This is a genomic window from Brevundimonas sp. (genome assembly GCF_030704825.1).
Lineage (GTDB): Bacteria > Pseudomonadota > Alphaproteobacteria > Caulobacterales > Caulobacteraceae > Brevundimonas.
Genome location: NZ_JAUYNX010000023.1, coordinates 1 through 12,773, shown reverse-complemented (window position 1 = coordinate 12,773; position 12,773 = coordinate 1). Strand labels below are relative to the sequence as shown.

At 71.2% G+C, this 12,773-nt stretch carries 14 protein-coding genes and 1 tRNA gene; 12 read left to right on the top strand and 3 right to left on the bottom strand.

Annotated features, from left to right (window positions below):
- The first annotated feature begins 192 nt into the window (after positions 1-192).
- From Q8Q71_RS12740 to Q8Q71_RS12725, 4 genes are all read left to right on the top strand, one after another.
- Positions 193-269: transfer RNA gene (locus Q8Q71_RS12740), tRNA-Met, on the top strand.
- A gap of 155 nt (positions 270-424) precedes the next feature.
- Positions 425-2,539 (top strand): TonB-dependent receptor, encoded by a 2,115-nt coding sequence (locus tag Q8Q71_RS12735; RefSeq protein WP_305759977.1) that lies wholly within the window; start codon positions 425-427, stop codon positions 2,537-2,539.
- A complete protein-coding gene (locus Q8Q71_RS12730) occupies positions 2,539-3,618 on the top strand; it encodes a PepSY domain-containing protein (protein WP_305759976.1) in 1,080 nt (359 codons plus the stop codon). The genes Q8Q71_RS12735 and Q8Q71_RS12730 overlap by 1 nt, the downstream gene beginning before the upstream one ends.
- Before the next feature lie 31 nt (positions 3,619-3,649).
- Positions 3,650-3,940, top strand: coding sequence for a hypothetical protein (locus tag Q8Q71_RS12725; RefSeq protein ID WP_305759975.1), 291 nt, complete (start codon positions 3,650-3,652; stop codon positions 3,938-3,940).
- Positions 3,941-3,959: 19 nt separating this feature from the next.
- On the opposite strand, the gene Q8Q71_RS12720 is transcribed toward Q8Q71_RS12725, so the two are convergent.
- Positions 3,960-4,622 (bottom strand): TlpA disulfide reductase family protein, encoded by a 663-nt coding sequence (locus tag Q8Q71_RS12720; protein WP_305759974.1) that lies wholly within the window; start codon positions 4,620-4,622, stop codon positions 3,960-3,962.
- A gap of 61 nt (positions 4,623-4,683) precedes the next feature.
- Here Q8Q71_RS12720 and argH point away from each other — a divergent pair, with 61 nt between their 5' ends.
- Genes argH through lysA form a run of 3 tightly spaced genes read left to right on the top strand, consistent with a single transcriptional unit; the run spans position 4,684 to position 7,591 of the window.
- Positions 4,684-6,048, top strand: a complete 1,365-nt coding sequence (gene argH, locus Q8Q71_RS12715) for an argininosuccinate lyase (protein ID WP_305759973.1) — start codon at positions 4,684-4,686, stop codon at positions 6,046-6,048.
- Complete coding sequence (locus tag Q8Q71_RS12710; protein WP_305759972.1) at positions 6,048-6,281, top strand: hypothetical protein; 234 nt, start codon at positions 6,048-6,050, stop codon at positions 6,279-6,281. The genes argH and Q8Q71_RS12710 overlap by 1 nt, the downstream gene beginning before the upstream one ends.
- 8 nt (positions 6,282-6,289) lie before the next feature.
- On the top strand, positions 6,290-7,591 hold the full coding sequence (lysA, locus tag Q8Q71_RS12705; RefSeq protein ID WP_305759971.1) for a diaminopimelate decarboxylase: 1,302 nt from the start codon (positions 6,290-6,292) through the stop codon (positions 7,589-7,591).
- Here lysA and Q8Q71_RS12700 read toward each other — a convergent pair.
- Together Q8Q71_RS12700 and Q8Q71_RS12695 are read right to left on the bottom strand one after the other, a co-directional pair.
- Positions 7,588-8,121 carry a phosphoribosyltransferase gene (locus tag Q8Q71_RS12700; RefSeq protein WP_305759970.1) on the bottom strand — a complete coding sequence of 178 codons (534 nt, stop codon included), beginning with the start codon at positions 8,119-8,121 and terminating at the stop codon, positions 7,588-7,590. The genes lysA and Q8Q71_RS12700 overlap by 4 nt on opposite strands.
- Positions 8,114-9,070, bottom strand: a complete 957-nt coding sequence (locus Q8Q71_RS12695) for an MJ0042-type zinc finger domain-containing protein (protein ID WP_305759969.1) — start codon at positions 9,068-9,070, stop codon at positions 8,114-8,116. The genes Q8Q71_RS12700 and Q8Q71_RS12695 overlap by 8 nt, the downstream gene beginning before the upstream one ends.
- Before the next feature lie 66 nt (positions 9,071-9,136).
- On the opposite strand from Q8Q71_RS12695, the gene Q8Q71_RS12690 reads away from it, so the two are divergent.
- From Q8Q71_RS12690 to Q8Q71_RS12670, 5 genes are read left to right on the top strand one after another with little or no spacing between them, the layout of a single operon-like run.
- The gene (locus tag Q8Q71_RS12690) at positions 9,137-9,847 is read left to right on the top strand and encodes a cell division ATP-binding protein FtsE (protein WP_305759968.1); all 711 of its coding nucleotides are present in this window, start codon (positions 9,137-9,139) and stop codon (positions 9,845-9,847) included.
- Positions 9,844-10,725: an ABC transporter permease gene (locus Q8Q71_RS12685; protein WP_305759967.1), complete on the top strand. Its 882-nt coding sequence runs from the start codon at positions 9,844-9,846 to the stop codon at positions 10,723-10,725. The genes Q8Q71_RS12690 and Q8Q71_RS12685 overlap by 4 nt, the downstream gene beginning before the upstream one ends.
- A gap of 9 nt (positions 10,726-10,734) precedes the next feature.
- On the top strand, positions 10,735-11,370 hold the full coding sequence (locus Q8Q71_RS12680; protein ID WP_305759966.1) for a YdcF family protein: 636 nt from the start codon (positions 10,735-10,737) through the stop codon (positions 11,368-11,370).
- A 1-nt stretch (position 11,371) separates the two neighbouring features.
- Complete coding sequence (locus Q8Q71_RS12675) at positions 11,372-12,085, top strand: 1-acyl-sn-glycerol-3-phosphate acyltransferase (protein ID WP_305759965.1); 714 nt, start codon at positions 11,372-11,374, stop codon at positions 12,083-12,085.
- Positions 12,086-12,115: 30 nt separating this feature from the next.
- Positions 12,116-12,556 (top strand): DUF2147 domain-containing protein, encoded by a 441-nt coding sequence (locus Q8Q71_RS12670; protein WP_305759964.1) that lies wholly within the window; start codon positions 12,116-12,118, stop codon positions 12,554-12,556.
- The last annotated feature ends 217 nt before the right edge of the window (positions 12,557-12,773 follow it).

Here is a 12,773-nt window from a genome sequence, read left to right as displayed (position 1 = left end):
CCGGCCCGCGACAGCGCCTGGACCAGGTCGACGAAGTAGGTTTCGGCGCCGCCTTCGCCAGCCGTTCCGAGAAGGTGAAGGACGCTCATGCCGGCTGCGACCCTAGCGCTTCACGGCCCTGCGCCCAAGCGCTTGAAGCCGGACGCCTCTCACCCTATAAACCGCGCCTCGCGTGAGGCGGGCGCCTGGCTTGGCTGGGTAGCTCAGCTGGTTAGAGCGGTGGATTCATAACCCACAGGTCGGCGGTTCGAGCCCGCCTCCAGCCACCACGCGGCTTTCCCCGAGGACTGTGACCGGAATCCCCGCGACAGTCGGGCAGTCCATCCATGCGCCGCGCCCGCCAGCCGGCGGGGTGCGACGTTGTTGCGATTGACTTGCAGATGCATTCGCGTATGGGGACGGCGTCTTTCAGGGGTCGTCTCTCATGTCCGTTCGCCTTCTCGTCTCCGCCTCGGTCCTCGCCCTGGCGGTCGCCGCGCCCGCCCTTGCGCAGGAGGCGCCGGCCATGCTGGACGAGGTGGTGGTCACCGCCGCGCGCACGGAGACGCCGCGGTCGGCCATTCCGGCGACGGTGCAGTTGATCGACGCCGGAGAGATCACGACCCAGACCGCCCTGGGCGCCAGCGCCGTCGACCTGGTGGCGACCCTGTCGCCGTCCTTCTCGCCGACCCGGCAGAAGCTGTCGGGCTCGGGCGAGACCCTGCGGGGGCGTTCGCCCCTCTACCTGATCGACGGGGTGCCGCAGTCGACGCCGCTGCGCGACGACGCCCGCGACGGCTACACCATCGATCCCTTCTTCATCGACCGGGTCGAGGTGATCTTCGGCTCCAACGCCATCCAGGGGATCGGGGCCACCGGCGGGGTGGTCAACTATGTCACCGCCGGCCCCGGGCGAAACGCCGACGGCTGGGACGGCCGGGTGCTGGCCCAGACCAGCTTCGACGACAGCGTGTTCGGCGACAGCCTCGGCTGGAAGCTGGCCGGGATCGGCGGGCGCGACTTCGGCGACTGGGACCTGACGCTGGGCGCGGCGCGCGAGGCTCGCGGCGTCTTCTACGACGGCGAGGACCGCCGCATCGGCATGGACGGGGCCCAGGGCGAGATCCAGGACAGCGTCAGCTGGTCGGTGTTCGCCAAGGCCGGATGGGAGCCGTCGGCCGGCCGCCGGCTGGAGCTGTGGGTCAACCATTTCGAACTGTCCGGCGACGGAGACTACGTCACCGTGGCCGGGAACCGTGCGACCGGCCTGCCGACCACCTCGACGCGAGGCGCTCCCCAGGGAATCCAGCCGCTGAACGACGTCACCTCCGGCGCCCTGACCTGGCGCGAACGCGACGTGCTGGGCGGGACGCTGCGGGCGCAGCTGTTCGCGCACGAGTATGAGGGCGTGTTCGGCGGCGGCGCCTTCGCCACCTTCCAGGACCCTGCCATCGCCCCGGTCGGGACCCTGTTCGACCAGTCCGCCAACAATTCCTCCAAGCGGGGTTTCAAGTTGGACTGGGAGGGCCTGATCGAGCCGGTCCCTGGCCTTCGTCTGCTGGCCGGGCTGGATGGGCTGCGCGACACCACCTTCCAGGCCCTGGTGCTGACCGACCGGATGTGGGTGCCCGAAACCACCTATGAGAGCCTCGCCCCCTTCGTGCAGCTGAACCAGCGGCTGCTGGACGGGCGGCTGAACCTGTCGGGCGGGGTGCGTCACGAATCGGCGACCCTGATCGTCGAGGACTTCACCACCCTGGCGTTCTACGGATCGCAGCAGGTCGACGGTGGCGAGCCGTCGTTCGAGGAGACGCTGTTCAACGTCGGCGCGACCTTCGAGGTGATCCCGGACCTCACCGCCTACGCCTCGTTCGCCCAGGGATTCAGCATGGCCGATGTGGGCCGGGTGTTGCGCGCCATCGACGACCCGGGCCTGGACGTCGACACCTTCCTCGACGTCTCGCCGGTGATTTCGGACAACACCGAGTTGGGACTGGAAATCAACCGCGGGCCGTTGAAGGCCTCGGCGGCCGCTTTCCGCTCCGAGTCTGACCGCGGCGCCCTCTATGTTCTGGTGGGCGGGGCCTACGTGGTGCAGCGGCAGGCCATCCAGATCGAGGGGCTGGAGGTCACGGCCCGCTATGCGATCAGCGACGGCCTGCGCTTCGGCGGCGCCTGGTCGCACCTCGAGGGCCGCACCGACACCAACGACGACGGGGTCCTCGACCGCGACCTGGACGGGGCCAACATCGCACCGAACCGGTTGCTGCTGTGGGGCGAGATGGATCACGGCGACCTGTCCCTGCGCCTGCAGGCCCAGCACCTGTTCGAACGCGCGTTCGAAGGCGGCGACCCGCGCAACGACTTCGAGGGCTACAGCCTGCTTGACGCGGTGGGCGTGTGGCATGCCGGGTTCGGCGACGTCAGCGTGGGGGTGCAGAACCTGCTGGACGAACAGTACGTCAGCTATTTCTCCGACACCCAGGCGCCGAGCGACAACCTCCGCTACTTCGCCGGACGTGGCCGCACGGCGACCGTGGGCGTGACGCGCCGCTTCTGATGGGCGCGATCCGGCTCATCCACGCCTGGGCGGGGGCGATCCTGTCCCTGATACTGGGCGTCCTCGGCCTGACCGGCGCCCTGCTGGTGTTCGAGGACGACTGGGTGCGCCTGACCGTTCCGGCCGACCCGGCCGCCCTGTCGGCCGATCCGGCCCGGCTCGGAGCGGCGGCCAACGCCGTGCAGGCCCGCTATGGCGACGCCGTATCGTCCGTGGTGTTCGCCGGCGGCGATCTGGATGTGCACAAGGTCTATATGGGCGAGCGCTTCGCCTATGCGGGCGGCGAGGGACAAACGCTGGCCGAGTGGGACGGGACGGCGCGGGCCGAGGCCTGGGTGTTCGACCTGCATCACCATCTGCTGGCCGGCGAGCCCGGCGAGATGGTCGGCGGCGTCGCGGGCCTGGCCGGCGCCCTGCTGGTCCTGACCGGACTGGCGATCTGGATTCCGGCCTGGCGCGCCGCGGGCTGGCGGGTGTGGCCGGCCTCCACGCGTCGCCGCGACCTGATCGCCAGCCATCGCAACCTCGGCCTGATTTTCGCCGCGCCTGTATTCCTGCTGTGCCTGACCGGTGGCGCGATCGTCTTCAACGAACAGACGCGCGCCCTGCTGCAGGCGGTCGCGCCCGACCCCGCCCCGGCTCCCGCCGCGCCGACGGTCGGCGCCGGCCGCGTGGACTGGCCCGTCGCCCTGGCCGCGGCCCGGGCCGCCTTCCCCGGGGCGCGCATCCGCACCGCCGGCCTGCCGCCGGAGCCGGGCAAGCCCGCGTCGGTGCGCCTGCGCCAGCCGGGCGAATGGCACCCGAACGGCCGCACCGTGGTCCAGATCGACCCGGCCACGAGCCGCGTGGTCGGGGTCGTCGACGCCCATGCCCTGGGCGGGGGGACGCGGCTGCAGAACGCCCTCTATCCGATCCACGCCGCTTCGGTCGGCGGCTGGCTCTACGACCTGGTCGTGGCGCTCACGGGTCTGGCGCTGGCCGCGCTGGGCGGGGTGGGGACCTGGTCCTTCCTGATCAAACCCCGGCGGCGCGCCCGGGCGGCCGCGGCCGTGGCAACCGCCGGGGCGCAGGAGCGTTAACCGCCAAGGTTCCAAGCTGAAGGGGATTCCCATGCGCATCCAGACCCTCGCCCTCGCCGCCGCCCTGGCGCTGGGGGCCGCCGCCTGCACGCCCGCGGAGCAGGACGACGCCCAGGCCGACGCCAACGAAGCCGCCGCCGACACCGGTCAGGCCGCGGAAGAGGCGGGTTCGGCGCTGAAGGAAGAAGCCGCCCAAGTCGGCTCGGCCATCGCCGCCGGCGCCGGCGAGGTCGCCCAGGAAGTCGACGAGGCCACCGACGAATTGGCCCGGGAGGCCGACGAGCAGAAGGCCGAAACCAGGACGGACGCCAGGGGCAACTAGGTCGCCCCCAGGCGTCCCGCTAGAAGCTGCTGCCGTCAGCGTGCACGACGGGGATGAGCGGGCCATGCTCCGCCAGCAGTTCGTCGATCAGGGCGCGCGCCTCGGGGCTGGACCAGTCGGCCTCGCCCGAAAAATGCGCCCGGATGCGGCCCTGGCGGTCGAGGATCACCGTCTGGGGCATCTTGCCCTCGCCCGGCAGTTCGAACGGCAGCTGGAATTTCATGTCGCTGTACAGCGGCAGGGGCTCGTGGACGTCGATGAAGCTGCGGGCGTCGGCCAGTCCGTCCTCGGTGGCGTCGACATTGATCGGCAGCACCATCAGATCCTTGTCGGCATAGGCCTCGGCCAGGCGGGCCAGGGTGGGCATTTCGGTGCGGCACGGGGCGCACCACATGGCCCACAGGTTGACCACCACCACCTTGCCCCGGAACCCGGCGAAGGTCGCGTCGGCGCCGTCGCGGGTCTTGAACACATAGGCGGGGGCCATCGGAGTGTCGGCGGGCGTCTCCAGCCGGGTCAGCGAGCCGGTGGCGAAACGGGCCAACGCGCTCTTCGCCGCCGGTTCGGGCGTTGCGGCTTTGAAGAAGGCGTCGCGATTGGCGTATAGCAGGCCGGCGCCCGCGATCATGCCGACCGCCAGCGCGCCCGCGATCGCCATCCCCGCCGCCTTCGAGCCCTTCATGACCAAGCCTTCCGCCCCTGTTGATACAGTTAAGCCTTCTCCGAACGCGGAAGGTCAAGACATGTGGGGCGGGCGCTTCTCGGCGCGCCCCGCCGACATCATGCAGGCGATCAACGTCTCGATCGGCGTGGATCGGCGGCTATGGGCCCAGGATCTGGCCGGTTCGCGGGCCCATTGCCGCATGCTGGCGGCGCGGAAGATCATCGCGGCGGCCGACGCCGAGGCCATCCTGGGCGGGCTGGACGCCATCGAGGCCGAGATTCGCGACGGCTCCTTCCCGTTCCGCGACCGGTTCGAAGACATCCATATGAACGTCGAGGCGCGGCTGGCCGAGCTGATCGGCGAGCCGTCGGGACGGCTGCACACGGCGCGCAGCCGCAACGACCAGGTGGCGACCGATTTCCGCCTGTGGGTCCGCGACGCCTGCGACGCCGCCGTGGTGCAGCTGAAGGGGCTGCAATCGGCCCTGCTGGTCCGGGCCGAACAGCATGCGGCCGACCTGATGCCGGGCTTCACCCATCTTCAGCCGGCCCAGCCGGTGACCTTCGGCCATCACCTGATGGCCTATGTCGAGATGTTCGGCCGCGACGCCGCCCGCTTCGCCGACGCCCGCGCCCGGATGAACGAGAATCCGCTGGGCGCCGCCGCCCTGGCCGGCTCGCCCTTCCCGATCGACCGGCACATGACCGCGGCCGAGCTCGGCTTCGACCGCCCCATGGGCAATTCGCTGGACGCCGTCTCGGACCGCGATTTCGCGCTTGAGAGTCTGGCCGCCGCCTCGATCTGCGCCGGCCACCTGTCGCGCCTGGCCGAAGAGATCGTCATCTGGATGACGCCGCAGTTCGGCTTCGTGACCCTGCCCGACGACCTGACCACCGGCAGTTCGATCATGCCGCAGAAGCGCAATCCCGACGCCGCCGAACTGGTCCGCGCCAAGACAGGGCGGATCATGGGCTCGCTGGTCGCCCTGTCGACGGTGATGAAGGGCCTGCCGCTGGCCTATTCCAAGGACATGCAGGAGGACAAGCCGCCGGTGTTCGAGGCCTTCGACGCCCTGACCCTGGCGCTGGGGGCCATGACGGCCATGGTCTCGGCCCTGCAGCCGAACACCGGGCGGATGCGCGCCGCCGCCGGTTCGGGCTTTTCGACCGCCACCGACCTGGCCGACTGGCTGGTGCGCGAACTGAACCTGCCGTTCCGCAAGGCGCACCATGTGACGGGCGCCGCGGTGAAGCGGGCCGAGGCCTTGGGCGTGGATTTGTCGCAACTTCCGCTGGCGGAACTGCAATCGCTTGAGGCGGGCGTCACGGAAGCGGTTTACAAGGTGCTCACCCCTGAGGCCTCCTGCGCCAGCCGCCAGAGCTTCGGGGGCACGGCGCCGGAACAGGTCCGCGCGCGCATCGCCGAGTGGAAGACGCGCCTGTGATGAAAAAGATCGTTCTCGTGGGCGCCGCCGCCCTGATCGCCGTCTCCGCCGCCGGCTGCGGCCGCATGGCCGACCTTGAGGCCCCGCCGGCCAAGCGCACCGAGCGCAGCATGCGCAGCGACCGTGCTCCCGGCCTGCCCGAGCCCGCCACCGTCTATCGTCCCCCCAGCACCCAGCCGATCGACGGGGGTCCGACCAGCCCCTACAACGGCCCCGGCGCCCAGCCCGACTAGGGCCCGGCTTGCATCATTTCGACCATATCGACGGCGCCCTTCATGCCGAAGACGTGCCGCTGGAGACGCTGGCCGCGGCCATCGGCACGCCGGCCTATGTCTATTCCACCGCGACCCTGACGCGTCACTACGGCCTGTTGCGCGACGCGGTCGCCGCCCACCCGACGGCCCTTGGCGAGGCCCTGATCGCCTTCGCGGTCAAGGCCAACTCCAACCTGTCGGTGCTGGCCACCCTGGCCCGGCTGGGCAGCGGCGCCGACACCGTGTCCGAGGGCGAAATCCGACGAGCCCTGAAGGCGGGCGTCCCCGCGAACCGCATCGTCTTCTCGGGCGTGGGCAAGACCGACGCCGAACTGGCCTTCGCCATCGACGTCGGCGTGCGCCAGATCAATGTCGAGAGCGCGGTCGAACTGGACCGGCTGATCGCCGTCTCGTCGTCGCTCAAGCAACGAGCGACCGCGTCACGAGCGATAGCGACCCCTGAAATAGCCATCCGGGTCAATCCGGCCGTCGGCGCGGGGGGCCATGCGAAGATCACCACGGGCGGCGCGACCGACAAATTCGGCGTCCCGGCCGACGAGGCCCATGCGCTGTACGCCCGGGCGGCGGCCTCGCCGCATGTGACGCCGGTCGGCCTGGCCTGTCACATCGGCAGCCAGATCACCGCGCTGGAGCCGCTGGAGGCTGCGTTCCGCGCGCTGAGGGCCATGACGCTGGAACTGCGCGCGGCGGGCCTGTCAGTCTCCCGGCTGGACCTCGGCGGCGGCCTCGGCGTGCCCTATCACGGCCAGTCGGACCTGCCGTCGATCGAAGCCTATGTCGCCATGGCCGCGCGCGTTCTGGACGGGCTGGAGGTCGAGGCGGCGTTCGAGCCGGGCCGGCTGCTGGCCGCCAACGCCGGAGTGCTGCTGAGCCGGGTGATCCAGGTCAACGAACGCGGCGACGGCCGCCGCTTCCTGGTGCTCGACGCCGGTATGAACGACCTGATGCGCCCCGCCCTCTACGACGCCTTTCACGATCTGGTCCCGGTGCGCGCCCGCGCGGGCGAGCCCCGGCTTTACGACCTCGTCGGCCCGATCTGCGAATCCACCGACGTCTTCGCCCGCGACCGCCTGCTGCCGCCCATGCAGGCCGGCGACCTGGTCGCCTTCATGGGGGCGGGGGCCTATGGGGCGGTGCTGGCGAGCGAATACAACTCCCGCCCGCTGGTCCCGGAGGTGCTGGTCGACGGGGACCGCTGGGCCGTGGTCCGTGAACGGCCGACCTATGAGGCGATGCTGGAGCGGGAGCCGAAGGCGGACTGGCTTTAATCCAGCGCGCACACGTCCGGCAGGCCCCGCAACGCCCCCGCGTGGTCCAGGCCGTAGCCGACGAGGAACCGATTCGGGGCCTCCCAGCCGACGAAGTCGGGCTCGGGCGCGCGCGGCAGGGGCCAGGGCTTCTTGGCGAAGACCACGGTCAGCACCTCGGCCGCCCCCGCCTCCGTCGCGATTCGCACCGCCTCGGCCAGCGACAGGCCGGTGTCGAACACATCGTCGACGATCAGCACCCGCCGCCCGGCGATCGGCCGCTGGAACGGCGCATAGACGTCGATCCGGCCCCGACTGGTCTGTTCATCGCCGTACGACGCCAGCCACAGGGCGTCGAAACGGACGTTGCGGCCAAGGCGCGACAGGGCCCGCGTCAGGTCGGCGGCGAACCACAGCCCGCCGGTGAGCAGCACCGCCGCCACGGTCTCGTCGTCGATGACGGGGGCGATCCGCGCGGCCAGATCGGCGACGATGCGCTGGACCTCGGCTTCCGGGAGAAGGACGGTGGGCTTGGGGGGAGCGTCAGCCATGAGAGGCGGATACCGCCTCTTCCGCATGCGTGTCCACCACCGGCACGGCGTCGATCGGCTGCATGTCCAGCGCGGGATAGGGATCCGCCGAAAGGGCCGGACGCAGGCCGCCGGCGTGGGCGTCCACGATCGGCGTCGCATTGACCGCGGGGCGCCGGGCCGCGGGAGCCGGATCCGCGGGCGGCGGGCGGCGGGCGGCGTCGGCATGAGGGGCCGCCTGGTGCGGCGCGGCGGCGTGCGGCTCCGCCGGTTCCAGCACGAAGTCCACGCCGATGCCCTGGCCGCGCGCGCCGGGGTCGGCGATGACGGCGGCGAAGCCCTGGACCTTGCCCGGCAGCACGGGGGCCGCGTCGATCCGGACCACGGCATGGCCGATCTCGGCCCCATGGGCGTCCAGCAGCGCCACCCGCACGGGCGGGGCGATGCGCTCGTCGTCGCGCACATTCCGCAATGCGCCCGAAACCAGCACCTTGCCGGGATCGCTGGGCAGGGGCCGGGCCGAGACGGCCTCGAAATCCAGGCCGGTCGGGTTCACCGTCAGGCCGACGGCGGCGTAGGCGGCGGCGGCCCGCGGGGCCATTTCGACCACCTCGACCCGGAACAGCCAGGCGCTGGCCAGCAGGGCGGCGAAGCCGGAGGCTATGCCGGCCCAGACCACGCCGTGCATCGCGGCCCGGCGCAGGCGGCGCTGGTGCTCGGCGCGGGCGCGGAAGGCCCGGGGCAGTTCGGGCGCCGGCGTCTCGGCGAGCGATTCGGCGTCGGGCTCGTCCCGGCTGGCGAAGCTGACGGCCTCCCCGGGCGTGGACGACACCGACAGCTCCAGCGGCTCGTCCAGCGTCGCCCGCCAGGTGTGTTGGCAGGACTTGCAGCGCACGGTCCGGCCGCCCGGCCCGATCGCCTCATCGGGGGTGAAATAGCTGGTGGCGCAGGACGGGCAGGTCAGTATCATGTGCGCTGACTGCGAGGCTCTTCGCCCCCTCCCGTCGCGGCCTGGCCGCGTCCTGACCCGAAATTCATGCCCGTCCAGCCCCGCCGCGCTTATGAATCCGACGCCGCGACCGAGACCGTCCGCCTGTCGGGCGTGGGTTTCGGCTATGCGGCGACGCACCGCGCGCTGCGGGACGTTAACCTCACCTTGCCAGCCGGCTCTTTCCACTTCCTTACCGGGGCTTCCGGGGCGGGGAAGTCGACCCTGCTGAAACTGCTGACCCTGGCCGAGCGCCCGACCGCCGGGACCCTGCACCTGTTCGGCGAGGACGCCACCGCGGCGCCGCGGCGGGCCCTGCCCGCCTTTCGCCGGCGGATGGGGGTGGTGTTCCAGGACTTCCGCCTGCTGGACCATCTGTCGGCCTTCGAGAACGTCGCCCTGCCGCTGCGGCTGACCGGCCGAAAGCGGATCGACTATGCGGACGACGTCGCGGAGATGCTGGACTGGGTCGGCCTGGGCGACCGGATGACCGACCGGCCGCCCTCCCTGTCGGGCGGCGAGAAGCAGCGGCTGGCCATCGCCCGCGCCGTGGTCACCAAACCCGATCTGCTCCTGGCCGACGAACCGACCGGCGGCGTCGATGCAAAGATGGGCGAGCGGCTGCTGAAGCTGTTCCAGTCGCTGAACCGGCTGGGCGCCACGGTGCTGATCGCCAGCCACGACGAGGCGTTGGCTGAACGATCCGGAGCGACGGTGCTGCGTCTCGACGGCGGCCGGCTGAGCGGAGGAACGGCGTGATCGGCCGCCTGCTGAACCGTCGCGCCCCGTTGCTGCCGCGCGACGCGGGCGGCGAGCCGTGGCTGGTGTCGCTGATCGCCGTCCTGTGCTTCCTCGCCTGTCTGGCGGCGGTCGGGGCCGTGGCCGCGGACCGGGCGGCGCACGGCTGGGCGCGCCAGCTTCGCTCGGAGGCCACGGTGCAGGTGCGCCCGCGCGTCGGCGAGACCGGGGCCGAGGCCGCCGCCCGCGCCGCCCAGACCCTGGCCGGGGTCGAGGGGGTGGCCGAGGCCGAGGCCATGGATCGCGAAACCGCCGAGGCCCTGTTGCGGCCCTGGGTCGGCGACGCCGTCCTGCCCGACCTGCCGATCCCGCACCTGGTCATCGTTCGACTGGACCGCACCGCGCCCGCCAGCGCCGTAACCCTGAGCCGGGCCCTGGCCGAAGCCGGCCTCGACGCCGCGGTCGATGACCACAGCCTGTGGCGCGGCGAGGTCGAGCGATCGGCGACCCTGATCACCGTGCTGGCCCTGATCGCCTTCCTGCTGACCGCGGGCGCGGCCGGGGCGGCCGTGGCCTACGCCACCCGCGCGGGCATGGCGGCCCAGGCGGCTGTGATCGAGACCCTGAGCCTGAACGGCGCGACCGACGAAGCCATCGCCGGCCTGTATCAGCGTCGCTACGGCCTGCTGGCGGCGGGAGCGGGGGCTCTGGGGGCGGCGATCGCCATGGGCCTGATCGCGGGCCTGCGCGCCCTCGGCGGCGCCGGGGGCGTGACGCCCGCCCTCCCGCTCAGCTGGAGCGATCTGCTGATTCTCTCGCCATGTCCGCTGCTGGCGGGTACGGTGGCGCTTGTCGTGGCGAGAGTCACGGCGCTGGCGCGGCTGAAGCGGGATCACTAGGTCAAGGGCATGAAGTTTCTGACTTTCATCGCCATTCTCGTGCTGATCTGGGCGATCGGCCTGTTCGCCTTCGCCGATCGCGTGCGCGGTTTCGCGCCCGCGCCCGAGCCGGAGCGCGCCGACGCCATCGTTGCCCTGACCGGCCCCTCGGCCGAGCGGGTCAACGCCGCCATCCGCCTGCTGGAACAGGACAAGGGCCAGCGGGTGCTGATCTCGGGCGTCAATCGCGAGGTCCGCCGCCAGGAGCTGCGCGCCCTGACCCCCGGTTCCAACAGGCTATTCAACTGCTGCGTCGACCTGGGCTTCGAGGCCGAGGACACCGTCGGAAACGCCCAGGAGATCGCCGCCTGGGCCGAGGCCAAAGGTTATGACAGCCTGATCGTGGTCACCTCGGACTATCACATGCCCCGCGCCCTGACCGAGATTCGCGCCGCCGCGCCGGGCGTCCGCCTGACCCCCTATGCGGTCGAGACGCCGTCTCTGGACAATTCGCGTTGGTGGAAGGCCGCGGTCACGGCCCGGCGGATGACGCTCGAATACATGAAATATCTCGCCGCCCTCGGCCGGGCCGCGATCGGAGGGGGCGGCGACCGTCCGTCTACGGACGAAATGCCCGCCGATGCACCCGCAACGAAGGCCGCCTGACGTGACCATGGTCCGCTCGCTGGTCTTCGTTCTCTGGCTTTATCTGTCGATGGCCGTGTTCGCGGTCGGCCTGTCGCCGGCGCTGCTGCTGCCCTACCGCCAGGCGATGTGGGTGATACGCGGCTGGGCCCGTTTCTGCCTGTGGGGCCTGCGCTGGATCGCCGGGGTCCGGGTCGAATTCCGCGGGCTCGAACATCGCCCGGCCGGAGCGGCGCTGCTGGCCGGCAAGCACCAGAGCATGCTGGACGTCATCGCCCCCTTCGCCGTCCTGCCCGACAACTGCTTCATCATGAAGAAGGAGCTCCTGCCCCTGCCCTTCTTCGGCTGGTTCGCGTGGAAGACGGGCATGATCGCCGTCGACCGTTCGGCCCATTCGAAGGCCCTGAAGGACATGGTCAAACAGGCGCGCGCCCGTTTCGCCGAAGGCCGCCAGATCCTGATCTTCCCCGAGGGCACCCGCGCCCCGGTCGGCGCCCCGGCCGACTACAAGCCCGGCATCGCCGCCCTCTACCGTGACCTGGAGATGCCGGTGATCCCGATGGCCCTGAACACCGGCGTGCACTGGCCCAAGCACGGCTTCAGCCGCTATCCGGGGACCATCGTGTTCGAGTTTCTGCCGGCCATCCCGCCGGGCCTCAAGCGCGGCGAGTTCATGCGCGAGATGGAAACGCGGATCGAAGCGGCGACGAACGCGCTGATCGCCGAGGGGCTCTAGGCTGACCCGCATTCAGATCGGAGAGTGACCATGATCCTGTCCCGACCCGTTCTCGCTCTGGCGGCGACTCTGCTGGTCGCGTCGGCCGGCGGATCGACCGCCGCCCCGACTGTCGCCTCGCCGGTCGGCCTGTGGCTGACCCCGGACGATCACGGCCAGATCGAGGTCTTCGCCTGCCAGGGCAAGCTCTGCGGGCGGATCGTCACGTCCGACAAGCTGAGGGCCGATCCGGGCCTCAAGGACGCCGCCAACAAGGATCCCGCGCTGCGCGACCGGCCGCTGAAGGGCCTGGTGCTGATGAAGAACTTCGCCGGCGGCCCAGCCCGATGGACCGGTGGGGCCATCTATCGCCCGCAGGACGGCGGCACCTACCAGGGGACCATCGACCTGATCGACGCGCGCACCCTCAAGCTCAAGGGCTGCGTCGTCGCCCCGCTGTGCCAGACGCAGGTTTGGAAGCGGGCGGGGTAGTGGCGGGGCGGCTTCGAGCGGCGAGCGCGTACTCAATTGCAGCGTCGGCGCGAGCAGCGACAAACCAGCGTGCGCGTCCCCGTTTTCCCACGCCGAATCAGTGCTTCGTCCGCAATCCGCAGCGTTCACAGGTCTGATGGCCTGGGGCGTCTTGCTGTTGCGCCAGCGGTGGCCGTCGAGAAGGCAGCGCAGGAAACGCAGGGGGGTGAATGTCATG

Bases quoted from the DNA above. Each gene is read 5' to 3' on its own strand.
- Q8Q71_RS12670 (WP_305759964.1), top strand. From the start codon at position 12,116: ATGATCCTGTCCCGACCCGTTCTCGCTCTGGCGGCGACTCTGCTGGTC.
- Q8Q71_RS12710 (WP_305759972.1), top strand. From the start codon at position 6,048: ATGAAAAAGATCGTTCTCGTGGGCGCCGCCGCCCTGATCGCCGTCTCC.
- Q8Q71_RS12695 (WP_305759969.1), bottom strand. From the start codon at position 9,070: ATGATACTGACCTGCCCGTCCTGCGCCACCAGCTATTTCACCCCCGAT.
- Q8Q71_RS12730 (WP_305759976.1), top strand. From the start codon at position 2,539: ATGGGCGCGATCCGGCTCATCCACGCCTGGGCGGGGGCGATCCTGTCC.
- Q8Q71_RS12700 (WP_305759970.1), bottom strand. From the start codon at position 8,121: ATGGCTGACGCTCCCCCCAAGCCCACCGTCCTTCTCCCGGAAGCCGAG.
- Q8Q71_RS12720 (WP_305759974.1), bottom strand. From the start codon at position 4,622: ATGAAGGGCTCGAAGGCGGCGGGGATGGCGATCGCGGGCGCGCTGGCG.
- argH (WP_305759973.1), top strand. From the start codon at position 4,684: ATGTGGGGCGGGCGCTTCTCGGCGCGCCCCGCCGACATCATGCAGGCG.
- Q8Q71_RS12690 (WP_305759968.1), top strand. From the start codon at position 9,137: ATGCCCGTCCAGCCCCGCCGCGCTTATGAATCCGACGCCGCGACCGAG.
- Q8Q71_RS12725 (WP_305759975.1), top strand. From the start codon at position 3,650: ATGCGCATCCAGACCCTCGCCCTCGCCGCCGCCCTGGCGCTGGGGGCC.
- Q8Q71_RS12680 (WP_305759966.1), top strand. From the start codon at position 10,735: ATGAAGTTTCTGACTTTCATCGCCATTCTCGTGCTGATCTGGGCGATC.
- Q8Q71_RS12735 (WP_305759977.1), top strand. From the start codon at position 425: ATGTCCGTTCGCCTTCTCGTCTCCGCCTCGGTCCTCGCCCTGGCGGTC.